A 23578-nucleotide genomic window follows, 5' to 3' on the forward strand; every position below is an offset into this window, starting at 1 on the left:
CGGTTCCAAACTTTTCTGAGGTCTCAGACCACCTTACTTCTTCGTATTCATTTTGGTGTTTGACTGGTATCCTGGAATTTTCTTGCTCTATGAGTTCTGTGCGTACTCGCCCAGTCACAGGAACATGTCGTGTGAAAGGGTGCAGCACTCTAACTAAAGAATCAAATCCTGACGGGATTAGAGAACCCAGATCAAAAACACCTGGGGTGTGAGACGTACGTAGTCTGTCTTTGATCCAGTCTGCTGTGTCAGGGGACCTAACAGCATAGTACGTGCAATCATCCATAATTCTACCTTATTCTTGCCTGTCCTTTACGTAGGGCTACTATTCCTGGATGACTCCAAAGACCCACCCAACAGTATTCATAAATTGGTCATTACTTATTTCACTTGGTTTTGGGTAAAAGAGCATGAGGGAGATCACTGAGTTCGCTTCCAATCCATACTCTGGCAACCCTATGGGTATGCTAATTCCTCCGGAATCCAGAGAGGCGAACGGGCAATTACTAATTAGCTGCTCATATTTACATTCACTAGTGAACTGAGGCGTACTCAACGGATCTACAGATTCCACTGTTCCTGAATAGGAGGAGAGAACTAGGAGACTCGGAGTAAAATGGGACTCAATAAACAACTCATTCCCTTGGGAAAGAGAGACCGTTGTTTGAGGGAGATTCCCATCGTTATTGAAAACAGTGTGAACTGATTTGTTTTGCCAGTCAATTGAATATGGCTCGACAGAATTCGATGCATGTGTTAATACTGGTGGCTCCTCGGGAGTTTGCCCTAAAGGCCTCAGGAGCAGCTCTTCATCCGACTGTTCAATACTTTGTTCTGGCTCCGGCTCGACGTACTTCGTACACGCTGCAACACTGACCGCCAGAAGAACGATGATCAGTGTTGCAGGTAGTTTTTTCATATTACGGTTGATGCGGACCAGCATGAACATTACAGTTGAATCGATTAGAAACGCTCGTTGTGCTACCGGTGTAATGTTTCCCTCCAATATCTACTAGGAATGACCCGACAGAGTAATAATTCTGTGAGGAGAAATCGACACAGTTTCGTTTGAAATGCGTGGTGATACCGAACTGATTTACTTTGGAATTTATATTGCTTCCTAGGAAGTGCCACTGGTTGAACCAACCTTCTTTGTAAATACCTACAATTGCTTCCAGATAGGCTGGTTTTGCATTGCAGTCATAGATATCTGCATGTCCGGACATCTTAGTGCCGCCACTGAGATGTACATATGGAGTTCTCCCCCAGCAGTTGTAAGGATTAGTAGCTATGTTAAAAGCTCCAATCCCCTCACTCTCGGCTTCAGCTAAACCTGTTTCCGAATTTCCAGAGAAGTAGCTCTCATCAACCGTCTCTGGCATCTCGAAATCATGGATAGGGGTTGCATTTGCCGCATTCACCCCAGTTATTGCAAAAGCCGAAGCCAGTGCAGTGACGACGAGGACTTTGATGCCTCTTCCGATATTCATTTCCATCTCCTTCGATAGCTTCTATCTATTTATTTACCAACCACAGTTGACCGTTGTGCCGAACGTGTCAAAAATGATCGGCGTGCTGTAGTTTGCTGTTCCCACGCGCATATGGCCGGAGGAGTGAACTCGGTACCCTGTGGCATTACTGTTTTTACACGTCCAGCTGAGAGTGTTGTACCCGTAGTCACCAAGATAATGGTAAAAAACTCCAGAGTTAACCATGTTGGCGTATCCAAAAACACCGTGGTATGCGGTGATATCCATTCTGTGTTCAACCCGGTTGAAATTCATACTGTTACATGTTGTCTCGGTGTGGTTTTTAATCTGTTGACCAGATCGTGTGATCCAAACGTGCATGCCACAGTTTGAGGGGTAAGCGAATGGTTCAAAACCTTCTGATTGACTAGCGCTCTCCGGCTGGTAAGGGGCGTATCCGTGATACATCACTTCTTCACCTGATTCCGAGAGTTCACCATAACGTTCTAGAGCATGTAGACGCACGTGGTCTTCATTGATGAGATTAATAGCATCTTCAACGGACTCAACAGAAGCTTCTGTGCGGTGACTTGAGCCATCATCCGCTTGAGCAGACGTAGCGCTTATGGTCAAACTTATTAAGACCAAACCAAAAGCTAGCGAGAGCATTCGGAAAGCAGAGGGGAAATCCCTCTGTACAAAAAACATCTTCATTTATCCCACCTCATCTATTTAACTCCCGAAAACCGAGATATCTTATATTCGAAGGTTGTTAAGAAAGCTTACTTAATATTGACAACGTAACCACCCTTCGCCCCGCTCGTTACACATTTGTTACAACCCCATGAGATATCGCGACGGGCCACTACTACAAATGCGTCCTACGCCCACAGATCTTTTCCTGTTCAACCACTACGACAACCATCATCAGCCGAACAGCAATCGAAGCCACAGAGGTTTCAAATCAGTAACTTCCGTAGCTATCTATTTAGCCGACTTTTCGAAAAGAGGGTATGCAACGATCAGGTGTGTAACCCCATAGCATCGGAGGCACCGGACCTCATCACTTCGCAAACGGTCGCTCTCACGACTTCGTACACAGCTGCCAAAGCGGGCTACAACATTAGCCTCTTGCAAGAGTGAAGAGCCCCGGGACATCTTCTCCACGTCCCCAGAACAACGCCTGATTGTCGTACTATTTGCATATCCAGTACTTGTCCGGGTTCGACAGATGCACCCATGGATTGCTTGAGAATTCACATATCGGCCGCTCACCCGGATCGTGACAAGTGGCAGCAGGAAAGAGAACACCACCCCGCCCGAACGCGGAGCAGCCAGGAGGAACTCGCCACAGGTATTCGAAGGAAAATGCTCACGGCAACCAACACTTATTGGGAGCTTCGACATGGATGCCTGGAAGTCCAGTTGATGATTCTCCCGTGTCAGCTTCACGGTCACTCCGCGCTGGCACCGCTCAACAATTTCAACATCTGCCTCACTGTGCGTCACACGTCCGTCCTTAATAACCACCAGATCAGAGCGATGAGCATCCGAAGCCGTATGCCCCGTTTAGCAAGTTAGGGTGTAGCTCTCACTTCCAGTACTATGAGCGGAATCCTTTCTACAGCTGGCGCATGCTCCAGTAGCTCCCACGCCGCGCCCAGGGTAGTATATGACAATGCTTATCGCGCCGAGACGGTGATTACAATGTTCCCCGAAACTTACTGATGCGTTTCTGTAACTGTGCTAGCGTTGCCGACGCGCTTGCATCTAGGAATCTGATGAGCGCCAGATTGGATCGTTCGTTTTTGCCTTTGGTACTGGGGTGTCAAGGGATTCCCGTGATCGGCGCCTGCCCCTTCGAAGCTAAAATATATCGACCGCTCCAATCGCGTCCTGGCGAAGTTGGTTAAAGGCATACGATTTATCCGACAATAGTTCCTCGGTCGGCCCTACTCATCCATGGCACGTTTGAGCACCTTCTTTGCGTCGGTGCTATTCTCGCTACGTGCACACGCTTTAGTGCCCACATCGAAACGTGATGCATCATCAATGAAGCTGGTACATAGTCACCATTGTCATATCTGTCAGCTACACTTAACTCCCATAACGATATCCCGTCACCCGCACGAACGGAATATACGACGACTTGGAGCGTTTCTTTGACACGCATCAATTTGCCCGAGACTGACTAAAAGCCTCGCGATAGTCGCGACAGAGAGAATCCTTTCTCCGGGGAAATGATCTTGCAGGACCACTTCGTGATGCATGAGCGCGGCCGGTAATCCCATCAATCAGTGCGCAGTTTTCTGCGAATATGCACGAGCTCACTAATAACGTCGGTTTCTAGCGGTCAGTGCAACAGTATCTCTTCTAAGACCTCGGCCGGCTTCGCGAACGCTAACCGTTTCCGGGGCCGGTCATTCATCTCCCACTCAACATAATCGAGATCTGCCTGACTGAACACACTCAGATCAGTGCCCTTGGGGAAATACTCACGCAGCAACCCATTCGTGTTCTCATTCGTCGGCCGCTGCCAGGGCGAGCGCGGGTCACAAAAGAACACATCAATATCAGCCCCCATAGCGACTTCTTGATGCTTACTCATCTCTTTACCCTGGTCCCAAGTGAGGGTACGACGAAGCACATCAGGCAACTCTTTCATCTTCGCGATAAGCCCTTCAGTGACCGCTTCTACCCGCGGTAACGAAGGGTCTAACCAAACAAGGAATAGATAGTTCGAATACCGTTCAACGACCGTCCCGATAGCACTCTTGCCATCTTTCCCGACAATCAAGTCACCTTCCCAATGCCCAGGAACAGCCCGATCAAGTGCTTCTGCGGGACGGTCAACAATGTTCACCATCCCAGCAATCCGGCCTTGCCTAGACTGGCCAGAACGATGACTGTGTCGAATCTTCCTCCCAGTACGAACCCGAACCTCAAGCTCGCGTTTGAGCCCACCCCTGGCAAGGAGATAGATCGCTTGATAGATCGTTTCGTGTGACACTCGCATCTCCGGCTGATCCGGAAACTCGCGATGTAGCCTGCCCACAACCTGTTCCGGTGACCGCTTCAACGATAGTTCAACCTCCACAAAACGCCGTAACCGCGGGTTCGTTACCAGCTTCGACGGTTTCGGTCTGCGGGCACGCTGAAACGTTTGCGATTGCGCCTGTGTTGCCCGATACCTCGGCCTACGAGCCCGTTCAGAAGAAAAGAAACCGTTCCGCCGAATCTCACGACTCACCGTTGACGGGGCACGCCCCAACTTCCTCGCGATCTCACGAATCCCAGCCTTTGCCGTCCATAACGCCTGAATCTCGATACGCTCCTCGAACGATAACGACGACACCCGGGCTGCTCTTCGTGGTCGCACCCCGCCCTGCGAATGAATATGCGACAAGATCGCGGCCTCGCTCTTGTCAACCCGTTCACCAATCAAGCGTGCGGTGAAACCAGCAGCTCGCATATCCCAGATCGTGTTCACATGCTCAGCAAGCATGTTCCTCGAGAACTTCATGTCAGTGTCCACCCTTGTATTGTCTCGGGTGTTGCACCCACCGTTAGAACCCGCGACTTCTCACCCGTTCTTCCTGACCGCTTGCTTGGGGTCGCTAGATAGGAGGCCAAGAGCAGCCGCGGATTCATGCACTGCACCGGAGACGTATTTTATAGAAGACGCTCCTGCAGATCTTCATCGATTTACAGAGCTGGGACACAGATAACGCGTTGGGTTGAGCCCGGCCGTAGTTGATGATTTTGGGCCTGAGGCCTGGTGAAGACGGAGCTACCCATACTTCAAAGGGAGCTATCACACTCCGGACTGTGCCAGGTGGCGGCTGTAAAATCTGTGCACGATGTGTTGAGACATGATGTCACCGATGCTATGAGATTCGGCGTCTCCGATGTTGTGAAATTACACATCTGATCGTCACTACTTCACTTTCCGAACCATCGACTTAACAGTCACCCAAGACACTGACGCCTAGCAGTCAACAGCAAAGGCCTTATTGGAACACGAAGGTGTAGGATCAAAGGTCCAGGATCTAATTTAAGTGTCTAAGCTTAAATTATTCCGGGTAAGGAGCCTCAAATGAACAAAACCCATGAATCCTTTCATAAGCAGCAGCGTGGTCTTGAAACCCGGGCAACCCTGCTCGAGTCAGCGGGCATCGTATTCTCGCAAATGAAATACGATAAGGCGAAACTCAGATTTATAAGCGAGCAAGCTGGCATTAGCTTAGGCTCTCTTTATTTTCATTTTGGCAATAAAGACGACATCGCAGCAGCCGTTCTCGATGCCCAGCAAGAAGCAATGACCGGGGTCTTATCTGAAGTTGTACAGACCGAGACGCCACATTTGGAGCAGCTCTTAACGCTCCTGGAAAGAATGGCGACGCTTATTGCAACAAATACGATAGTACAAGCTGGAATCAGCCTCGTTCAATCGCTACCAGACGAGTTGCGGAATAGAGGGTATACATCCTATGAAGAGTGGCAAACTGTGACCGAGACAATGATCCAAACCGGACAAGAAGATGGTTCAATTACTACTATAGCCTCAGCCACAGAGCTGGCAGAGGTTATTAATGAACTGTTCGTAGGCGCTCAGGTCATGGCTGGCATGAAAGATAACTGGGTTTCACTGCCAGATCGGATAAAACGGGCCCGGCCACATATAACCCAGTTTTTATCTCCTGAACACTCTCAAATCTGAGTTCATGTCAGAATTTTCAGCGCTCTCCCCCGAGTCAGCACATAAACAGAATCGTGAAAATTTATGGTTACGAGAAGTAAGCGGACAAGAGGAAGGAGCGCTTTCCTTTCTTTTTAAGGTACCGGAGTCCGTCGATATTGGAGTTGCAGATTATATCGAAGTTCAGCGACAAGCCACCCACACATTTGCGCACTCAATATTAAGCATTCCCCTGAACTATGCCTCCATCATGAGAAACACTTCGATTGAATTGACATCCTCAGTTACTCAGGCGAGACATTTGCCCAGAGAAGGAATAGTCACTGTTAAAGAGCAGAGCACTGGTACCCAAAGCATCTCTAAAACCGATAAGAATTTTGTGACCCTCTTCGAGGCTGGTAAACGTATTGCTGGGGGCAATATCATGGGGCGATACCTGCCTCAGAACGTCTATAAACGGCTTAGAAGCTCACTAATTGGGACGCAACACATAACGGATGTAATATCAGCTGAGCCCTTGGTAGAGGTAAATGCCTCACTTGGCGAATTCAGTGGAAATCCGATGCTGGATGACCATGAAGTGGACCACCTTCCAGGAATGGCTGTGGTCTGGTTCGTCGAGGAGATTCTTCGGCGCGATGTTCCTTCTGCTAGGTTGCAAAGTTTATCTATTAATTTTTCCGGCTTTATCGAGAAACATTATCCTTCACGGCTTAATCTAAGCGCCAGTTCCGATGAATTCCATGGGTCCGTTGCACAGCATGGCAGAATGTGCACCAAATTCTCTGGTTCTTTTATCCCGTATTGAGAAAGGTTCAAAATGCTACATGCTGAGACTAAAAGAGTGAAGGTAGCATTGATCACTGGTGCGTCCGGTGGTATCGGTGCATCAGTGTCTAAAACCTTTAGCGCGAAAGGATATGTGATAATTGCCCACTATGGTTCTCGTACTTCGAAAGCAAATGAGGTTGCGCGAGATATCGAGGCCTCAGGTGGTATCTGCTACCTTGTCTCATCCGATCTAAGCACAGACACGGGTGTTAGTGACTTAATAGATCGTGTAAAAAAAATTCTTTCAGAGAATCCTACATACCATCTATCAACCCTGATAAACAACGCAGCCAAGTTGCTTAGCCCATCGTTTGCTGAGACTGAGTACTCGGATTTTGATAGCTATATTGCTGTGAATACGAAAGCTCCGTTTTTTCTCACACAAGGGTTGATTGAAAACATGTCGACCGGGGCTTGCATCGTGAATGTGTCCTCCGCCTCTGCTCATTTTTCAAGCCCTGGCGACATAACATATGCGATCAGTAAAGCGGCACTTGAGTCTCTGACGCGTAATCTCGCCGAATTATTGGCTCCCAGAGGTATTCGCGTTAACGCAGTCATACCAGGTTTCACTGACAATGGACATCCTGGTTTCGACAAGAAGCCTGTTCTTGAGTACATGTCAACCTTTTCGGTTCTAGGGGGAGTTTCTGAGCCAGAGACTGTTGCTGACGCGATATTTTTCTTAGCCTCAGATAAATCAAAACGAACAACTGGCACGTTCCTCGATGTTTCTGGAGGGAGCATACTAGGTGCACGAGCTGGGCGAAAACATTCTGTGAAAGAACTACTTTAGACTGGGTTTTCTTCACCTGTCTTGATTCGTAAAAAGCGCTTGAGGTCGATTGGTCGGCATTATCAATGTCGCATTTTCCGAGTTTGTAACGATATCTCAAATTTGGTTGTGGGCTGACCTTTCTGCTTCACCGTCTATCCTCAATAATTCCCTTTGAGTAACCGTTATAAAATTTTCAGTACAACAACATGCGTTTAACCTTCACGTGCTTTTATTAATTCATTATCTGTAACCCTGAAAGATGACTGTGGCGGTAATTGATGCTGCGATGGATTCGTTGCTAAGTACTTAGCCAACTCAGCAAACATGGTTCCATTCTTCTGTGTTTCTATTACAGAGACCCTGTATGCCTTAAGCTCTTCGTCCTTGTGTTGGGAAACATTTCTAATTCATTGCAGGAAGTACCGCTCATTAAAACCTGCCTTATTGTCTTTTGACAAACAAGGGAGCTAGAACATTTTAAAGTGCCCTGATGTGACCAGTCCGTGAGCGTCAATGGGATCATCCAGGTCTACAAGGCACTCACTTTACTGGCCCCAAAGTCACGAAAACCAAAAAGCTGACCCGTAGCCACTCTCTACTGGCTCATAGTCACGCCAATCGTAGCGAAGATGCATACCAAGCCTTGAAACAGACTCAACATAGATTCGTGAGGAAAGGTGAGTCGATACCTCACTATCCAACGTTGCTGTGAACCCGGCCTGTTTGAGAGCTTCAATCGTTGCTTCAGCCATGGCCGGGAAATACGTCTTCGTCATGTGGGCTCGAGAATGCATCAAGGCCTTACGTTGGCCTATTAACGATCTCTTCAGTGTCGCTGCACAGCCTCCGGCAACTGCAAAACCTCCTCACTGGCCGCAGAGAACAACCAAACCCTCAAAGTCCTTTTCTACTATACTGCTAACTCGGGAATTTCATTTCCCACTTCTTGACGAGAAACGTGACAGGTACAATTCTCAGAGTTACTCAGCATTGAGATACTCGGTCAGTCCTCACGGATAACGAGTTTCGGTGAGCACCCGTTTATAAAACCTTTAACATAATGGGGGGGTATAGGATAAAACGTGTGGATGGAATCCTGTTCCAGCCCCACCACTACGCGGGAAAACAAGGATCGTCATACTCCGACACCCTTAACTGTGCCAACAACCCCGAACACCACCCACTGTCTGATATGCAAAACCAGTCTCGTAAAGAACGGGAAGACCGCCGCGGGTACACAACGCTGGCGCTGCCCAGGCTGTGGCGCATCAACTACCAGACGACGCCCCGATGTACGTGCAAAACATCAACTCCAACGCTTCCTCATCTGGCTCCTTGGCAAGCTCTCAGAGACAGACCTCGGTGGCGCATCAGCCGCATGACAGTTTCGCCGAGACACTGCCTGGTGCTGGGACATCACACCCAGCATTGGCCCTGTCACCACCACACATTCCTCGTGGACGGTATCTATATCGGATCCTGGTGCCTCTTCATCGCGGTCACCGAGTCACTATAGGCACTTGCCTGGCAATGGTGCGCGAGAGAATCAACAGCCGCATGGACCGCGCTGCTCACTCGTATTCCAGCCCCGACGGTCGCTGTCTGCGATGGTGGGGCTGGAATCAAGTCTGCTCTCCGTCAACAATGGCCAGGCACCCGCACCCAACGCTGCATCTTCCATATCCGCATGAATCTACGCCGGCACCTCACGCTGAACCCCAGAACTCAAGCCGGAAAACATCTTGCCGAGATCGGGCGAGCACTCTCCAACGTCGCAACAGTTCCCGACGCCATTCAGTGGCAGCAGCTACTCAACGTGTGGTGGCAAGCATACGGGCACCTCACCCGAGAACGCACCAAATACCGCGACGGCAGTTGGGGATACACACACGACCGGCTCAGGAAAGCATGGAACCTGCTCCATTCACTCAACCGGCAACGGGTCTTATTCACCTACCTCGAACTTGGCAACGCGCGCACAACCTCACCACTCGAGGGCGGTATCAACAACAGCATCAGAACGGTGCTGCGCAACCATCGAGGCATGAGCAAAGTACACATGAAACGCGCAGCAGAATGGTTCCTTACATTGAAAGAGGTACCGCTCGACCGGGCACATGAATTCATTCACCACCAACGCCCAGCCACTGAACCAAGAATCGAGGAACCAGAAGAAGACCCGGCTCCTACCTTCTACGACACCGGCCTCGACGCTACAGAAGGGCTCTGACTACGAACTGGATAGGCAGGAAGAAGCTGACACGCCCGGAGCTATCACCACGTTTTGGCCTATAAGCAAGTAAACATAACGAAAGCCCCCGACGTTCGGCAGTTGGGGGCTTTCAGCGGGTGGACCTAAGGGGATTCGAACCCCTGACCCCCTGCATGCCATGCAGGTGCGCTACCAGCTGCGCCATAGGCCCTGAACGAAGTCGGGCGAATGCTCGCCCGACAACATCGTCTACCTTAGCGAACTTATGCCCGCTCTGGCAAACCGACGCTCGGCGTGGGTAAATCGAGCGTTGGGCAGTCGCGCCAGAGGCGTTCGATCTCGTAGAAATCGCGCTCCTCTGCGTGGAAAACGTGCACGAGAAGCTCGCCGAAGTCGAGCAAAATCCACCTGCCGCCTTCGCGGCCCTCACGGCGATTCGTGCGGTGACCGCCAAGGTTCATCTCTTTTTCGATTCGATCGGCGATCGCCTGAACGTTACGCTCAACCTCGCCCGTCACGATGAGAAAGGCGTCGGCAAACGGGAAGCGCTCTGACACGTCGAGAGCGACCGGATCGGCTGCTCCCATCGCGTCGGCAGCTTCAGCCGCGATCTCTAACATGGGCTGTGTTGCGGGGGCTAATGCCAAACCAGTGTTCCTTACCGTCTTATTATCCAAAAAGTCCCGACTGAGCAGCCCAAATGCCGCCGCCGATGAGCACGAGAATGAGACCGCCGCCGATGCTCATGTACACGAGCGACTTCTTGTTGTTGTGCTTCACCTCGGGTGCGGTGATGCCGGTCTTCTCGATCGATCGAGCGCTCACCGCTTTGCTAGCCGAGACCGGGGCCGAGTCAAACTCGTTCGTCTCGTAAATGTCAGAGAGGTTGAGCATGTCGATTGGGTCGGTCTCTGCCGCCTCTGCCCCGTCTACCGACTCTTGGAGCTTCGCGTGGCCGCCAGTCTCGCCGATCGACTTCGGCAGCTCAATCGACCCGGTGACAAAGAGCTCACCCGTTGAGCCGATGGCTCCCGAGATGCCGTCAGAGCCGGGCAACGTTGGCAGAATGAGCGAAGAAGTACCCGAGTGCACCGATGCATTTTCATCAGCAACCGCGCGCTCGATCATGTCTTCAAAGCCGGTGCCGGTAGCCGTTCCATTCGTTACCGAACGCTGCGATGGATCATCGAAGATCGGCCGGTCAACCTCGAGCGGCTTAATGTCGGGGAACGTGTAGCCGTCTTCGTCAGCAGCAACCGCCGGCATTGCGGTGGTCGCGGGCGTCTCAGCAGCCGCCTCCGCTGGCTCATCGACAATGACCTCTTGCTCAGCCTCGGGCGCTTCTTCATCAGCGACCTCAACTTCGACCTCGACAGCCTCAGCCTCAGCCTCAGCCTCAGCCTCGACAGCGTCGCCCTCTGTCATGTCCTGAAGATCTTCAAGCGTCAGCGCTTCAGTGGGCACCTCATGTGCCTCAAAGTCGCTTTGCTCCTCGTCGTCAGCAACGGGCTCTGCAGCCGGCTGCTCCTCGACCTCGGGCTCGGCGACGGGATCCGCCTCAGCCTCTGCGGTTTCTGCCGCTTCGGCAGCGGCTTCAACCTCGGCAGTCTCCTGGGCCTCGCGTTCACGCTCGAGCTCTGCGAGCTTCTCCTGGCGCAGGGCCTCAATAGCCTCTTCGCGCAGCTGACGCATTTCGCGCCGTGACAGCTGGTTACCCTCAGCGTCAACCGTGGGAACCTCGATGAGTGACTCGTCGATCTCGATTTCGGGGGTCTCGGCCCCCTCGGCAGCGGCCTCTTCAACCGCGGCCTGATCCGCTTCGGTCTCGTCTACCGGAAGTGTGGTGTCGGTTTCTTGCGCGAGTTGTTCCATCTCGAGCTGACGGCGTTCTCTGCGTGTGAGCGGCCGTTCTGGAGCGTTGTCACTCATTCGTCGCCTTCCCCGTTGTGATACAAATCGTGCTTGGCTATGTACTGCACCACGCCGTCAGGAACGAGGTACCACACGGGTTTACCCGAGCGCACCCTGCTTCTGCAGTCTGTTGATGAAATAGCCAAGGCTGGTATTTCTAGTAAGCTTACGTGTTCTTCGGGAATACCGTGCAGAGAAAGCTCGTGGCCCGGTCGTGAAACACCGATAAAGTGCGCGAGGTCCCACAGCTCATCAGCGTCTTTCCAGCTGAAAATCTGAGCGATCGCGTCGGCTCCCGAGATGAAAAACAGCTCTGCCTGCGGGTACAGGGCTTTGAGATCGCGCAGCGTATCGACCGTGTAGGTCGGGCCGATGCGATCGAGATCGACGCGGTTGACCCGAAACTGCGGGTTCGACGCTGTCGCAATCACCGTCATGAGATAGCGGTGCTCGCCCTCGGTGACCCTCAGCTTCTGCCAGGGTTCGCCCGTGGGCACGAAAATCACCTCGTCGAGATTGAAGCTGTCTGCAACTTCACTTGCCGCGACGAGGTGACCGTGGTGAATCGGGTCGAACGTCCCGCCCATGACGCCAATTCGGCGCGGGCGGGCTGCATCGACGGGATTAGTGCGTCTCTGAGCCGTGCTCACGCGCGTATGCCTCAGCCTTGTCTGAGTGACGGTTTGCGACGTCACGGAAGCTGAAGGTCACGAACCCGAGTACGACAAAGATGGTGAGCGTGATCGCACCGAACACTGGTGCGGGGAACGGAAGTTCGTTCACGACATGAACAGTCTCGCTGGCAGCGGCGACTGAAGTGATCAATGACATCGAAAATTCTCCTCGTGACGTAAATGGTCTATCTCTCCCAGTGTAGCCGTTTTCAGCCAGAGAGATTGTGTTGACACTGTTAGTGGCGAATTTGCCCGGTGCCTCGCACGAGCCACTTCGTGCTCGTCAGATCGGCGAGCCCCATCGGGCCGCGCGCATGGAGCTTCTGGGTCGAAATGCCAACCTCGGCGCCAAAACCGAACTCTCCCCCATCGGTGAACCGGGTCGACGTGTTGACCATGACGACCGCTGAGTCAACCTCGGTCAAGAAGCGTTCGGCATTGGCAAAGTCTGAGGTCACGATCGCGTCGGTGTGGTGGGTCGAGTATGCGGCAATGTGGTCAATAGCCTCGTCCATGCTTGCTACGACCCGCACGCCCATCGCGAGCGAGTGGTGCTCGGTGCGCCACGTCTCGGCGTTCGCGGCATGCACGCCGTCGTGCTGCGACCTCGCGGTCTCGTCACCCAAGATCTCAACTCCTTCTTCAGTGAGCATCTCGAGGAGGGCTGGCAGCAATCGCTCGGCGGCGGCCTCGTGCACGAGCAACGTCTCGGCCGCATTGCACACGCTGGGCCGATGCGTCTTTGCGTTGCGCACGATGTCGAGAGCCATCGCTTTCTCGGCGCTCGCGTCGACGTACACGTGCACGACACCCGAGCCGGTCTCGATCACGGGAACGGTTGACTCACGCACGACCGCCTGAATGAGGTCGGCGCTGCCCCGCGGGATAAGCACGTCGATGTAGCCGCGCGCCTTCATGAGCGCGCTCGCGCCCTCACGCCCGAAATCGTCGATGCTGAGAAACGCTTCGCCAGGAAGCCCTGCCCCGGTAATCGCTCGCTGCATGACGGCGACGAGCACCTGGTTCGTTTGGGCCGCCGCGCTCCCGCCACGCAGAACCGCTCCATTGCCGCTCTTGAGGGCGAGTGCAAGAATATCGACGGTCACGTTCGGGCGCGCCTCGTAAATGGCGCCGACCACGCCGAAAGGCACGCGCACCTCACTGATGCGTACACCGTTTGCGAGGGTGTTGCCACGCACGATCTGCCCGACGGGGTCTGGAAGCGCGATCACATCACGCACAGCGCTCGCGAGAGCGATAATGCGCTTCTCGTCAAGCAAAAGCCGGTCGAGAAGGCCACTCGCAATGCCTTCTTCGGCGCCACGCTGCAGATCTCGCTGGTTTGCCTCGACGATCTCTGGCACCGACGTTTCGAGCCCCTCGGCAATTGCCTCGAGCGCAGCATTCTTTTGCTGCGTGTTGACCGTCGCAAGCCCGCGGGCCGCCTTACGGGTGGTGCCGAGCAGGGTGTAAAAATCGTCGCTGAGTGCCATGGGCACCATTCTAGACGATCGCGTCAGCCGCCTCGAACCACGTTCCTGCGTCGGCACCCTCGAGCACGCCCGCGAGCAGGCTCACCTCGGTAAGCAGCACGGTCGCACCCTTCTCGGTTGCCAGCCTGGCGGCCGAAACCTTGGTCACGGCTCCGCCAGTGCCCCAGCCCGACTGCGCATCGCCGATCTTGACGCCCTCGAGGGTGTCGCCGTACGGCACCGAGGCGATGCGCTCAGCACCAATCTCGGTCGGCGGCGCGGTGTAGAGCGCGTCGATGTCAGAAAGCAGAATGAGTGCGTCTGCCTCAAGCATGCGCGAGACAAGGGCAGCGAGCCGGTCGTTATCGCCGAAGCGAATCTCGTGCGTGGCGACGGTGTCGTTCTCGTTAATGATCGGGATCACACCGAGTTCGAGCAATCGTTCAAGGGCGCGGCGGGCGTTATCGCGACTCGTCGGGTTCTCAATGTCCTGAGCGGTGAGCAGCACCTGCCCCGCAATCTCGTTGTGTTCGCTCAGTGCACGCTGGTAGCGGTTCACGAGCACGTTCTGCCCCACAGCCGCCGCGGCTTGTTGCGTCGCGAGGTCGTCAGGCCGCTCTTCGAGCTGCATGAATGGTACCCCGGTCGAGATCGCACCCGACGAAACCAGCGCGACCTCGATGCCTCGTGTCTTCAGCTGCACGAGCAGGTCAACGAGTTGCGGAATCTGGTGAGCCTTCTCGCCGCTTACTGACGAAGAGCCGACCTTCACGATCACCCTTCGCGCCTCGAGAATCTTCTGCACGCTAGTCATCGTCTTCGCTCCAGAGCCCGGCGCGACGCTCCTCTTCAAGCTCGTCACGCGCCTCCTGCTTCGCATCCATACGCGCGTGGTGGCGCTCACGACGCTCCGCGGTGGTTCGCCTGGTACGCGGATCGAGCCGGTCGTCCTGACCACGTGATCCGAGCATAACCTCGGCTGCACTCGTGAGGCTTGGCTCCCAATCAAACACGATGCCCGCGCCCGGGCCAATGACAACGGTCGAACCGGGCTCTGCCCCGGCCTTCACGAGCGCGTCATCGATCCCGATCTTCTGCAGGCGGTCAGAAAGGTAACCCACGGCCTCGTCGTTCGCAAAGTCAGTCTGCTCGACCCAGCGCTCGGGCTTCGTGCCGGTGATGCGGTAGAGGTTGCCGTACGATCCGCCCTCAATCGTGATCTCGAAGGGGCGCTCGCGCACAGCCTTCGGGGTGAGCACGATGCGAGGCGCGGCCTCGGCTTCGGCGATGGCCTGCTGGCGGTGGTCGGTCACGATCTTACCGAGCGCGAGCGAGAGCTGACGAAGCCCCTCGTGCGCCGCGGCCGAGATGAGAAAGACAGTGAACCCGCGCGCCTCAAGCTCTGGTTTTACGAACTCTGCGAGTTCGCGCGCTTCGGGAACATCGACCTTGTTGAGCGCGACGATTTGCGGGCGCTCAAGCAGCGGCACCTGCCCCTCAGGCACCTCGTAGGCCTCGAGCTCACGCTCGATGACCTCGAGATCAGATAGCGGATCGCGGCCTGGTTCAAGGGTCGCGCAATCGAGCACGTGCAGCAGTGCGCTGCACCGCTCGACGTGCCTCAGGAACTCGAGGCCGAGCCCCTTGCCCTCGCTGGCACCCTCGATGAGACCGGGAACGTCGGCCACCGTGAATCGGAACTCTTCGGCCTCGACAACGCCAAGGTTCGGGCGCAACGTCGTGAACGGGTAGTCGGCGATCTTCGGCTTCGCGGCGCTCATCGCGGCAATAAGGCTCGACTTGCCTGCCGAGGGGTAGCCTACGAAGGCCACATCGGCAATGGTCTTGAGCTCAAGCTGCAGGCTGCGTTCTTCACCGGAGGTTCCGAGCAGGGCAAAGCCGGGCGCTTTACGCTGACGGCTCGCGAGACTCGCGTTGCCAAGCCCGCCGAGACCGCCCTTTGCGGCAAGAAACCGCGCGTCGGGTTCGGTCATGTCAGCGAGCACGTTGCCCTCAGTATCTCGCACGACGGTACCGACCGGCACGGGAATCACGAGATGCTCGGCGTTCGCGCCGCCCCGCATATCGCCCATACCAAAGCCGCCATTGTCGGCAGCACGGTGCGGCCTCCGCTGAAACTCGAGCAGGGTCGTTACCTGCGGATCAGCCACGAGTTCGATGTCGCCGCCGTGCCCGCCGTTGCCTCCATCTGGGCCGGCGAGGGGCTTAAACTTCTCTCGTCGCACCGACACGCAGCCGTCACCTCCGCGCCCTGCCCGTACGTGCAGGGGCGCCTCATCGACGAACGACACCATTTTTCCTCCTGTATACGCAAAAAGCGAGCCGAAGCTCGCCTTTCACGTGGTTATGATCGATTACGCAGCTGCGACGATATTCACAATCTTACGCCCACCGCGAGTACCGAACTCCACTTCGCCTGCTGAGAGAGCAAACAGCGTGTCGTCGCCGCCACGGCCAACGTTTGCACCTGGGTGGAACTGGGTTCCACGCTGGCGAACGATGATTTCACCGGCATTAACAACCTGGCCAGCGTAGCGCTTCACGCCAAGGCGCTGAGCATTTGAGTCACGGCCGTTGCGAGTTGAACTCACACCCTTCTTTGATGCCATGGTCTTTCTCCTTAGATCTTAACGTTTATGAAGACGAACTACTTGATGCCGGTAACCTTCAGGCGCGTGAGCTCCTGACGGTGACCCTGGCGAGCCTTGTAGCCGGTCTTGTTCTTGTACTTCTGGATGACGATCTTGGGGCCACGGAGGTCTTCAACAACCTCGGCGGTGACCTTGACCTTCGCGAGCTTGTCAGCGTCGGTGGTGATCTTGTCACCGTCAACGAGAAGCACTGCGGGAAGTTCTACTTTGCCCTTGTCGTCGCCAGCAACACGGTTGATGGTGATGACTGAGCCAACCTCAACCTTTTCCTGACGCCCACCGGCGCGCACTACTGCGTAAACCACTTGTGTACCTTTTCTCTGGTTTGTCCGTGTTGGAGCTTTAGCCACACGGGTGGGCCTTGCTCATCAAGCAACTCACGCGGAGTTGCACCAGCAATCAATATTACGGCAAAACTGCTGGCTCGGTCAAATGACACGGAGCTTTCTCTGAATTATTTATTGATCTTCAAGCTCAGTAAAGAGCTGTTTGGGGTCGACGCCCTGCTGCCTGCGCGTCGCTCGTCGCGAACGCAGCCGGCTCTCACCGGTCTCAGGCGCGTCTGGGAGCGCGTTGAGAACCGAATCGAGCAGATCTTTCGGAGCCGCTGCCGCGGCCCTGTCGACGGTCTTTGGAGCCGTAACCGCCTGCTGAACGGCCGCGGTAATGTCGGCAGCCTGCTCGTCACGCGCGCCGTGGTCGGCACCTGACGGCTGCTGCTCGCCCTGGCTGGCTTCGGCTTTCTGTGCCGCCTGGGCCCGCTTTTGCGACTGCTGTGACTTCGCGCGCGCCCTGCGGGGCTTCGTCGCGGGAGCCTCAGCTGCCTGCTCTCCCTCAGCAGAGGGAGCGATTGTTGAAGCAGCAACCTGGGCAAGCATGTTCTTCGCGCCGTCGCTAATCGCGTGCGGCTGCGACTGCTGCTGGCTTTGCTGCTGCTGTTGCTGCTGCTGGTGGTTCTGCTGCTTGCCCCGCTTACCGCTCGAGCGGTGCTGGGTTTCGCGGTGCACCGGCTCCTGGTGCACGATAAGGCCGCGGCCGGCACAGATCTCGCAGGGCTCGCTGAATGACTCGAGCAGGCCGAGGCCAAGCTTCTTACGCGTCATCTGAACAAGCCCGAGCGACGTTACCTCGGCAACCTGGTGCTTCGTGCGGTCGCGACTCAGGCACTCGACCATGCGTCGCAGAACGAGGTCACGGTTCGATTCGAGCACCATGTCAATGAAGTCGACAACGATAATGCCGCCAATGTCACGCAGACGCAGCTGGCGCACGATCTCTTCTGCCGCTTCGAGGTTGTTCTTCGTCACGGTCTCTTCGAGGTTGCCGCCTGAGCCGACGAACTTGCCGGTGTTCACGTCAACAACGGTCATCGCTTCAGTGCGGTCAATCACGAGCGAGCCACCAGAGGGCAGCCAAACCTTGCGGTCGAGCGCTTTCGAGATCTGCTCGCTGATGCGGTAGCGATCGAAGATGTCGCGCTCTTCCTGGTAGTGCTCGAGCCGCTCGCACAGCTCGGGCGCAACCTGTTCGAGGTAGCGCGAGATAACGCCGTACGTGTCATTGCCCGAGATGATCATCTTCTGGAAGTCTTCGTTGAAGACATCGCGAACGATCTTGATGAGCATGTCCGATTCTGAGTGCAGAAGCGACGGCGCGTTGTCCTTCTTCGAGCGCTCCTGAATCGACTCCCACTGCTTGGTGAGTCGCTGCACATCGAGCGTCAGGTGGTCTTCGCTGGCACCCTCAGCCGCGGTACGCACGATGACGCCAGCGCCGTCGGGAAGAACCTCCTTGAGGATCTTCTTGAGGCGGGCCCGCTCGGTGTCGGGCAACTTGCGCGAAATGCCGTTCATGGCACCGCCAGGAACGTACACCAGGAAGCGGCCAGGCAGTGAGACCTGGCTCGTCAGGCGTGCACCCTTGTGGCCGACCGGATCTTTCGTGACCTGTACGAGCACCTTGTCGCCGGGGCTCAGCACATTCTCGATCTTGCGCGCCGACTGTGCACCGTCAAATGACGACCAGTCAACCTCGCCCGAGTAGAGCACTGCGTTGCGGCCGCGCCCAATGTCGACGAACGCAGCCTCCATGCTCGGCAGCACGTTCTGCACCTTACCGAGGTAGACGTTGCCGATGAGCGAGGTCTCGCTCGAGCGGGCAACGTAGTGTTCAACGAGCACGTTGTCTTCGAGCACACCAATCTGAATGCGATCGTCGAGCGAACGAACAATCATCTGGCGGTCAACCGACTCGCGCCTCGCCTGAAACTCTGACTCGGTGATGACGGTGCGACGACGCCCGGCCTCGCGACCCTCTCGACGGCGCTGCTTCTTCGCTTCAAGCCGGGTTGAGCCTTTGAGCCGCTGCGGTTCGGTGACGGGCGCGGCCTGCTTGCGCTCCTGGCGCTGTGGCTGTTGGGGCTGCTCGTCAGCGCGCTGGGAATCCTGCGATGAACGACGGCCACTGCGGTTGCGGGTGCGGCGCGAGGTCGCGTCGTTCTCGTTCGACTGCGTTTCCCGGTCGAGCAGTTCGTCGAGATCGATCGCCTCTGAGCGACGCGACCTGGGCTGAATGGGAGGCACATCGGGTGCAATAAAGAGCAGCTCTTTACTCGCCATGAACTGCTCAAGTGGGGTGAGCGGCTCGGGAGTTACTTCACTCGCCACGGCCGACTCCTGCGGTGCTTCGTGCGCCGTTACCTCTGGGAGCGCTGATGCTTCTGGGAGCGCTGGCGTTTCTGGGGCCGCTGGCGTTTCTGGGACCGCTGCAACAGCCGCAGCTTCAACAACTGCTGCAACAGCGTCGTTCGTTACAGCCTGATCTGTGTTTTCGGGCGATGCAGCCGAATCGGCCACGGCCTCGGGCTGCGCTTCGGAAGTCGCGGCATTCGTTGCCTGGGGCTCAGGCTGCGTCTCGGGAGACTCCGCCTCCGGGGTCTCGCCCACGGCCTGCTCTGCCCCGGGTTCGTTCTGCTCTGATTCGTATTGTGTCTCTTGCACCATTTCTGGTGAACTCCTTATACCCGTGCTTTAACGTTGCACGGAACTCTTGTTGCGAGAAGGTTCTCGCGAAAATTCTTTGGGATTTCACCCTGCTCGACCGTGCCGGTCGCTCGCTTCATCGATCAGCGAGAAAACTTAACGCACATACATTTGCATGTTGTGCTGCGTCTATTATGCCATGCGGCGCAGGAATGTGGTCAGGGTCAACACACATGTTGTAAAGTTTCAGGTTGCTTGCGTAAGAATAATGACTATGGCAACCGAAACCGCCCAGCTTCCCCCCTCACGACGCACCCCCTACAGCGTGTTCAGCATTCTTGCTGGCGTCATTGGCCTCTTCGCTTCATTCGAGCTACTCACCGAGTACCTCAAAACCCTCGTTGAGCCCGACTACTCGCCCAACTGCGACATCTCGGTGCTCGTAACGTGTGGCCCCAACATGGCCTCGTGGCAGGGCAGCATTTTTGGGTTCCCAAACGCCATCATTGGCGTCGCTGCCTTCATGGCCCCGATCATCGTCGGTGTCGCGTTGCTTGCCGGGGCAACCTTCAAGCGCTGGTTCTGGATCGTTTACCAGATCGGCCTGCTCGGCGGCTACGTTTTCGTGTGCTGGCTGCAGTACCAGAGCATCTACGACCTCGGCACCCTGTGCCCGTGGTGCATGGTCGTGTGGAGCGTCATGATTCCCCTGTGGTGGATCTCGCTCTTCTCGAACTGGTCACGCGGGCTCTTCGGCGGCTCAGAACGATTCAGAAGCGTTGGCACGACCCTCACCCAGTGGGCCTGGGTCATCATCGTGCTCAACTACATCGCGATTGCAGCCGCCGCCCAGTTCCGTTTGAACTGGCTCTTCACCGAGTTCGGAATCGGCGCCTTCTAGACCCTGCTGCCGCCTTCGCGTTCGCTATTGTCTGCGCGAAGGCTGCGATCCGCCACGAGTTTTTTCCAGAACGCATCGGTCTGAGCAATCGTCTCTTCGACGGTTCCTGAGGTGTCAATCACGACGTCTGCGACCGCACGACGGGCCTCGTTCGTGGCCTGGTTCGCGATGCGCGCCCTCGCCTCGTCTTCGGTCATGCCGCGCAGCTCGACCATGCGTTCGATGCGTGCCTCGTCGGGCGCGTCGGCGACGACTACGAGATCCCAGACGTAATCATGGTCGCTCTCAACGAGCAGTGGAATGTCATACACGAGCACCCCGTCAGGGTTCTCGGCCTCGAGTTCGCTGATCACGCCCGCGACGTGCTGCTGAATCGCCGGGTGCACGATGCCGTTGAGCACCGCAAGTTGTTCGGGGTCACGAAAGACGCGAGCCCCGAGGGCCGCACGGTCAAGGCTCCCGTCAGCGGCGATAACTCCGTCGCCAAACGCCTCGCGCACCTGCTGCAGCCCCGGTGTGCCGGGTTCGACGACGACCCTCGCGAGTTGGTCAGCGTCAAGCGTCACCGCCCCGAGTTCCGCAAGTCGTCGCGTGATCGTTGATTTACCTGAGGCAATGCCCCCGGTGAGACCGATGAAGAACATCTCTCGATGATACCGCCGCCCAGCTGCAGCAAAAAGCGCCTTACACTGTTGACATGATCGCGATGCTCACCGGACTCCTGCTCGCCACGGCCGCTGGCCTCAACGCTTATGTTCCCCTGCTCGCGCTCGGCCTGCTCGCGCGCTTCACCCAGCTCATCGACTTACCTGAGGCATGGTCGTGGATCGCGAGCGACTGGGCGCTCATCGCCCTCGCCGTGCTCTTCGTCATCGAGGTCGTCGTCGACAAGGTGCCCGCACTCGATTTCGTGAACGATATCGTTCAAACCGTGGTGCGCCCCGCGTCGGGCGGCATGGTGTTCAGCGCAGGCCTCTCGAGCGACACCGTTTCGGTCGCTGACCCAGAGGCTTTTAGTGACGTCTCGTTCTGGTGGCCGATGGTTGCCGGCATCGTCATTGCGCTGCTTCCCCACCTGTTCAAGGCAATCGCGCGGCCCGTGCTCAACACGCTGAGCGCCGGAGCCGCTGCCCCGATCGTAAGCGTTGCCGAAGACACGGGTGCCGTAGGTCTCTCGTTCGCGGCCATCATCGCTCCCCTCATCGGGCTCGTACTGCTTATCGTTCTCACCTGGGTCGCGATTCGGGGCATGAAAAAGGCCCGGCGCGCTCGTGCGCACCGGGCCAATTCGCGACGTAACTAGCGGGAGTTACTTGCCTTCAAGCTGTGACTTGAGTGCAGCGAGTGCCTCGTCGTCGGCGAGGGTACCAGCCGAAGCGGGTGCGCTCTGTGATGCCGAAGATGATGACGACTCTGCGGGGTTGGCGATGGCCTCTGCCTCTGCCTTGATTGCCTCGGCAACCTGCAGCTTGTGAGCTTCCCAGCGTGACTGTGCGGCAGCGTATTCCTGCTCCCACTTCTCGCGCTCGGTCTCGAAGCCTTCCTTCCACTCCTGCGTCTCAGGGTCGAAGCCTTCTGGGTACTTGTACTCGCCGTTCTCGTCGTACTCGGTGGTCATGCCGTAGAGTGCGGGGTCAAACTCGGTGCCCTCTGGGTCGACGCCCTCGTTAGCCTGCTTGAGGCTGAGCGAGATGCGGCGTCGCTCGAGGTCGATGTCGATGATCTTGACGAAGCACTCGTCGCCGACCGAGACAACCTGCTCGGCGAGCTCAACGTGCTGGCCCGAGAGCTCTGAGATGTGCACGAGGCCCTCGATGCCGTCTGCGACACGAACGAACGCACCGAACGGAACGAGCTTGGTAACCTTGCCCGGTGCAATCTGGCCGATTGCGTGGGTGCGGGCGAATACCTGCCAGGGGTCTTCCTGCGTTGCCTTGAGCGAGAGTGAAACGCGCTCGCGATCCATCTCGACCGAGAGCACCTCGACGGTGACTTCCTGGCCAACCTCGACGACCTCTGAAGCGTGGTCGATGTGCTTCCAGCTGAGCTCTGAAACGTGAACGAGACCGTCAACGCCACCGAGATCGACGAACGCACCGAAGTTAACGATCGACGAGATGACGCCCTTGCGTACCTGGCCAGGAGTGAGGTCCTGGAGGAAGCTTGAGCGGCTCTCTGACTGCGTCTGCTCGAGCAGAGCGCGGCGTGAGAGAACAACGTTGTTGCGGTTCTTGTCGAGCTCGAGAATCTTTGCCTCGATCTCCTGGCCCAGGTAAGGGGTCAGGTCGCGCACGCGGCGCAGCTCGATGAGCGAAGCAGGAAGGAAGCCACGGAGTCCGATGTCAACGATGAGACCACCCTTGACAACCTCGATGACGGTACCGGTAACGACGCCGTCTTCTTCCTTGATCTTCTCGACGTCGCCCCATGCACGCTCGTACTGTGCACGCTTCTTCGAGAGCAGAAGACGACCTTCTTTGTCTTCCTTCTGGAGCACGAGAGCCTCAACGGTGTCGCCAACTTCAACGACCTCGTCGGGGTTCACATCATGCTTAATTGAAAGTTCGCGTGAGGGAATAACACCCTCAGTCTTGTAACCAACGTCGAGCAGAACCTCGTCGCGGTCGATCTTCACAACGGTGCCCTCGATGAGGTCGCCATCGTTGAAGAACTTCAGCGTCTCTTCGACCGCGGCCAAAAAGTCTTCTGCAGAGCCGATGTCGTTGATCGCAACCTGCTTCGGCGCCTTGGCGGTCGTTTCGTTTTTCATGTAATTAAACTCCGATATGAGTATGTAATCGGGCGCATGGAGAAGCCGTTGCGGTTTGGCCCCTGGATTCCACGCGCAGTGGACAGAAATCATCACAAAAGTGACATCTCAGCTTACCGCAGTTTTCTGCGCAACTTCAAGCGGGTCGGGCCTTCTCGCCCGGGCGTGTCGCGGGGCGCTTGCTCGCGGCCGCAAACGACCGCTTGCC

General features: G+C 56.1%; 22 protein-coding genes, 1 tRNA gene and 1 pseudogene. 7 read left to right on the plus strand and 17 right to left on the minus strand.

The window, feature by feature from the left end; all coding sequences use genetic code 11:
- Positions 1 to 325 precede the first annotated feature (325 nt).
- From KTJ78_RS03245 to KTJ78_RS03260, 4 genes are all read right to left on the minus strand, one after another.
- Entirely contained in the window at positions 326 to 943 is a 618-nt protein-coding gene (locus KTJ78_RS03245; RefSeq protein ID WP_217132535.1) for a hypothetical protein, read from the minus strand.
- Positions 921 to 1490, minus strand: coding sequence for a hypothetical protein (locus KTJ78_RS03250; protein ID WP_217132537.1), 570 nt, complete (start codon positions 1488 to 1490; stop codon positions 921 to 923). Before KTJ78_RS03250 ends, KTJ78_RS03245 begins: the two co-directional genes overlap by 23 nt.
- A gap of 33 nt (positions 1491 to 1523) precedes the next feature.
- Positions 1524 to 2183, minus strand: a complete 660-nt coding sequence (locus tag KTJ78_RS03255) for a hypothetical protein (protein ID WP_217132538.1) — start codon at positions 2181 to 2183, stop codon at positions 1524 to 1526.
- 1639 nt (positions 2184 to 3822) lie between these two features.
- Positions 3823 to 4974 carry an IS30 family transposase gene (locus KTJ78_RS03260; protein ID WP_254259310.1) on the minus strand — a complete coding sequence of 384 codons (1152 nt, stop codon included), beginning with the start codon at positions 4972 to 4974 and terminating at the stop codon, positions 3823 to 3825.
- Between the two features lie 591 nt (positions 4975 to 5565).
- On the opposite strand from KTJ78_RS03260, the gene KTJ78_RS03265 reads away from it, so the two are divergent.
- The 5 genes and pseudogenes from KTJ78_RS03265 to KTJ78_RS03280 form a co-directional block, all read left to right on the plus strand.
- The gene (locus KTJ78_RS03265; protein ID WP_217132539.1) at positions 5566 to 6189 is read left to right on the plus strand and encodes a TetR family transcriptional regulator; all 624 of its coding nucleotides are present in this window, start codon (positions 5566 to 5568) and stop codon (positions 6187 to 6189) included.
- A 4-nt stretch (positions 6190 to 6193) separates the two neighbouring features.
- Positions 6194 to 6976, plus strand: a complete 783-nt coding sequence (locus KTJ78_RS03270) for a hypothetical protein (protein WP_217132540.1) — start codon at positions 6194 to 6196, stop codon at positions 6974 to 6976.
- A gap of 36 nt (positions 6977 to 7012) precedes the next feature.
- Complete coding sequence (locus KTJ78_RS03275) at positions 7013 to 7795, plus strand: SDR family NAD(P)-dependent oxidoreductase (protein WP_217132541.1); 783 nt, start codon at positions 7013 to 7015, stop codon at positions 7793 to 7795.
- A 1070-nt stretch (positions 7796 to 8865) separates the two neighbouring features.
- Positions 8866 to 9159 (plus strand): transposase-like zinc-binding domain-containing protein, encoded by a 294-nt coding sequence (locus KTJ78_RS14040; RefSeq protein WP_440137390.1) that lies wholly within the window; start codon positions 8866 to 8868, stop codon positions 9157 to 9159.
- Positions 9160 to 9311: 152 nt separating this feature from the next.
- A pseudogene (locus KTJ78_RS03280) lies at positions 9312 to 10007 on the plus strand (transposase); the annotation flags it as partial.
- Between the two features lie 120 nt (positions 10008 to 10127).
- Here KTJ78_RS03280 and KTJ78_RS03285 read toward each other — a convergent pair.
- The 11 genes from KTJ78_RS03285 to KTJ78_RS03335 form a co-directional block, all read right to left on the minus strand.
- Positions 10128 to 10200: transfer RNA gene (locus KTJ78_RS03285), tRNA-Ala, on the minus strand.
- A 52-nt stretch (positions 10201 to 10252) separates the two neighbouring features.
- Positions 10253 to 10636, minus strand: a complete 384-nt coding sequence (rsfS, locus tag KTJ78_RS03290) for a ribosome silencing factor (RefSeq protein ID WP_369807954.1) — start codon at positions 10634 to 10636, stop codon at positions 10253 to 10255.
- 22 nt (positions 10637 to 10658) lie between these two features.
- Positions 10659 to 11918: a hypothetical protein gene (locus tag KTJ78_RS03295; protein WP_217132542.1), complete on the minus strand. Its 1260-nt coding sequence runs from the start codon at positions 11916 to 11918 to the stop codon at positions 10659 to 10661.
- Complete coding sequence (nadD, locus tag KTJ78_RS03300) at positions 11915 to 12550, minus strand: nicotinate-nucleotide adenylyltransferase (protein WP_270911952.1); 636 nt, start codon at positions 12548 to 12550, stop codon at positions 11915 to 11917. The genes KTJ78_RS03295 and nadD overlap by 4 nt, the downstream gene beginning before the upstream one ends.
- Positions 12525 to 12731 (minus strand): hypothetical protein, encoded by a 207-nt coding sequence (locus KTJ78_RS03305; protein ID WP_217132544.1) that lies wholly within the window; start codon positions 12729 to 12731, stop codon positions 12525 to 12527. The genes nadD and KTJ78_RS03305 overlap by 26 nt, the downstream gene beginning before the upstream one ends.
- 79 nt (positions 12732 to 12810) lie before the next feature.
- On the minus strand, positions 12811 to 14067 hold the full coding sequence (locus KTJ78_RS03310) for a glutamate-5-semialdehyde dehydrogenase (protein WP_217132546.1): 1257 nt from the start codon (positions 14065 to 14067) through the stop codon (positions 12811 to 12813).
- Between the two features lie 10 nt (positions 14068 to 14077).
- A complete protein-coding gene (proB, locus tag KTJ78_RS03315) occupies positions 14078 to 14860 on the minus strand; it encodes a glutamate 5-kinase (RefSeq protein WP_217132548.1) in 783 nt (260 codons plus the stop codon).
- Complete coding sequence (gene obgE / locus KTJ78_RS03320) at positions 14853 to 16361, minus strand: GTPase ObgE (RefSeq protein WP_217132550.1); 1509 nt, start codon at positions 16359 to 16361, stop codon at positions 14853 to 14855. Before obgE ends, proB begins: the two co-directional genes overlap by 8 nt.
- 60 nt (positions 16362 to 16421) lie before the next feature.
- Positions 16422 to 16676 (minus strand): 50S ribosomal protein L27, encoded by a 255-nt coding sequence (rpmA, locus tag KTJ78_RS03325; protein WP_217132552.1) that lies wholly within the window; start codon positions 16674 to 16676, stop codon positions 16422 to 16424.
- 38 nt (positions 16677 to 16714) lie between these two features.
- Positions 16715 to 17023 (minus strand): 50S ribosomal protein L21, encoded by a 309-nt coding sequence (gene rplU, locus KTJ78_RS03330; protein WP_217132554.1) that lies wholly within the window; start codon positions 17021 to 17023, stop codon positions 16715 to 16717.
- A 153-nt stretch (positions 17024 to 17176) separates the two neighbouring features.
- Positions 17177 to 19720: an Rne/Rng family ribonuclease gene (locus tag KTJ78_RS03335; RefSeq protein ID WP_217132556.1), complete on the minus strand. Its 2544-nt coding sequence runs from the start codon at positions 19718 to 19720 to the stop codon at positions 17177 to 17179.
- Between the two features lie 253 nt (positions 19721 to 19973).
- On the opposite strand from KTJ78_RS03335, the gene KTJ78_RS03340 reads away from it, so the two are divergent.
- A complete protein-coding gene (locus KTJ78_RS03340) occupies positions 19974 to 20600 on the plus strand; it encodes a vitamin K epoxide reductase family protein (RefSeq protein WP_217132558.1) in 627 nt (208 codons plus the stop codon).
- On the opposite strand, the gene coaE is transcribed toward KTJ78_RS03340, so the two are convergent.
- Positions 20597 to 21244, minus strand: a complete 648-nt coding sequence (gene coaE, locus KTJ78_RS03345; RefSeq protein ID WP_217132560.1) for a dephospho-CoA kinase — start codon at positions 21242 to 21244, stop codon at positions 20597 to 20599. The genes KTJ78_RS03340 and coaE overlap by 4 nt on opposite strands.
- A gap of 53 nt (positions 21245 to 21297) precedes the next feature.
- Between coaE and KTJ78_RS03350 the strand changes: the two genes are divergently transcribed.
- Positions 21298 to 21903 (plus strand): DUF4126 domain-containing protein, encoded by a 606-nt coding sequence (locus tag KTJ78_RS03350; protein ID WP_217132561.1) that lies wholly within the window; start codon positions 21298 to 21300, stop codon positions 21901 to 21903.
- Between the two features lie 6 nt (positions 21904 to 21909).
- Here KTJ78_RS03350 and rpsA read toward each other — a convergent pair whose 3' ends face one another.
- A complete protein-coding gene (rpsA, locus tag KTJ78_RS03355) occupies positions 21910 to 23370 on the minus strand; it encodes a 30S ribosomal protein S1 (RefSeq protein ID WP_217132563.1) in 1461 nt (486 codons plus the stop codon).
- Between the last annotated feature and the right edge of the window lie 208 nt (positions 23371 to 23578).

The sequence above is a fragment of the Leucobacter chinensis genome (assembly GCF_019049105.1).
Taxonomy (GTDB): Bacteria; Actinomycetota; Actinomycetes; order Actinomycetales; family Microbacteriaceae; genus Leucobacter_A; species Leucobacter_A chinensis.

Coding starts and splice junctions, on each gene's coding strand:
- KTJ78_RS14040 (WP_440137390.1), top strand. CDS start 8,866: ATGGAATCCTGTTCCAGCCCCACCACTACGCGGGAAAACAAGGATCGT.
- rpmA (WP_217132552.1), bottom strand. CDS start 16,676: ATGGCATCAAAGAAGGGTGTGAGTTCAACTCGCAACGGCCGTGACTCA.
- KTJ78_RS03295 (WP_217132542.1), bottom strand. CDS start 11,918: ATGAGTGACAACGCTCCAGAACGGCCGCTCACACGCAGAGAACGCCGT.
- KTJ78_RS03340 (WP_217132558.1), top strand. CDS start 19,974: ATGGCAACCGAAACCGCCCAGCTTCCCCCCTCACGACGCACCCCCTAC.
- KTJ78_RS03310 (WP_217132546.1), bottom strand. CDS start 14,067: ATGGCACTCAGCGACGATTTTTACACCCTGCTCGGCACCACCCGTAAG.
- KTJ78_RS03350 (WP_217132561.1), top strand. CDS start 21,298: ATGATCGCGATGCTCACCGGACTCCTGCTCGCCACGGCCGCTGGCCTC.
- KTJ78_RS03250 (WP_217132537.1), bottom strand. CDS start 1,490: ATGAATATCGGAAGAGGCATCAAAGTCCTCGTCGTCACTGCACTGGCT.
- KTJ78_RS03265 (WP_217132539.1), top strand. CDS start 5,566: ATGAACAAAACCCATGAATCCTTTCATAAGCAGCAGCGTGGTCTTGAA.
- proB (WP_217132548.1), bottom strand. CDS start 14,860: ATGACTAGCGTGCAGAAGATTCTCGAGGCGCGAAGGGTGATCGTGAAG.
- KTJ78_RS03255 (WP_217132538.1), bottom strand. CDS start 2,183: ATGAAGATGTTTTTTGTACAGAGGGATTTCCCCTCTGCTTTCCGAATG.
- obgE (WP_217132550.1), bottom strand. CDS start 16,361: ATGGTGTCGTTCGTCGATGAGGCGCCCCTGCACGTACGGGCAGGGCGC.
- coaE (WP_217132560.1), bottom strand. CDS start 21,244: ATGTTCTTCATCGGTCTCACCGGGGGCATTGCCTCAGGTAAATCAACG.
- KTJ78_RS03245 (WP_217132535.1), bottom strand. CDS start 943: ATGCTGGTCCGCATCAACCGTAATATGAAAAAACTACCTGCAACACTG.
- rpsA (WP_217132563.1), bottom strand. CDS start 23,370: ATGAAAAACGAAACGACCGCCAAGGCGCCGAAGCAGGTTGCGATCAAC.
- KTJ78_RS03270 (WP_217132540.1), top strand. CDS start 6,194: ATGTCAGAATTTTCAGCGCTCTCCCCCGAGTCAGCACATAAACAGAAT.
- KTJ78_RS03260 (WP_254259310.1), bottom strand. CDS start 4,974: ATGCTTGCTGAGCATGTGAACACGATCTGGGATATGCGAGCTGCTGGT.
- KTJ78_RS03335 (WP_217132556.1), bottom strand. CDS start 19,720: ATGGTGCAAGAGACACAATACGAATCAGAGCAGAACGAACCCGGGGCA.
- KTJ78_RS03305 (WP_217132544.1), bottom strand. CDS start 12,731: ATGTCATTGATCACTTCAGTCGCCGCTGCCAGCGAGACTGTTCATGTC.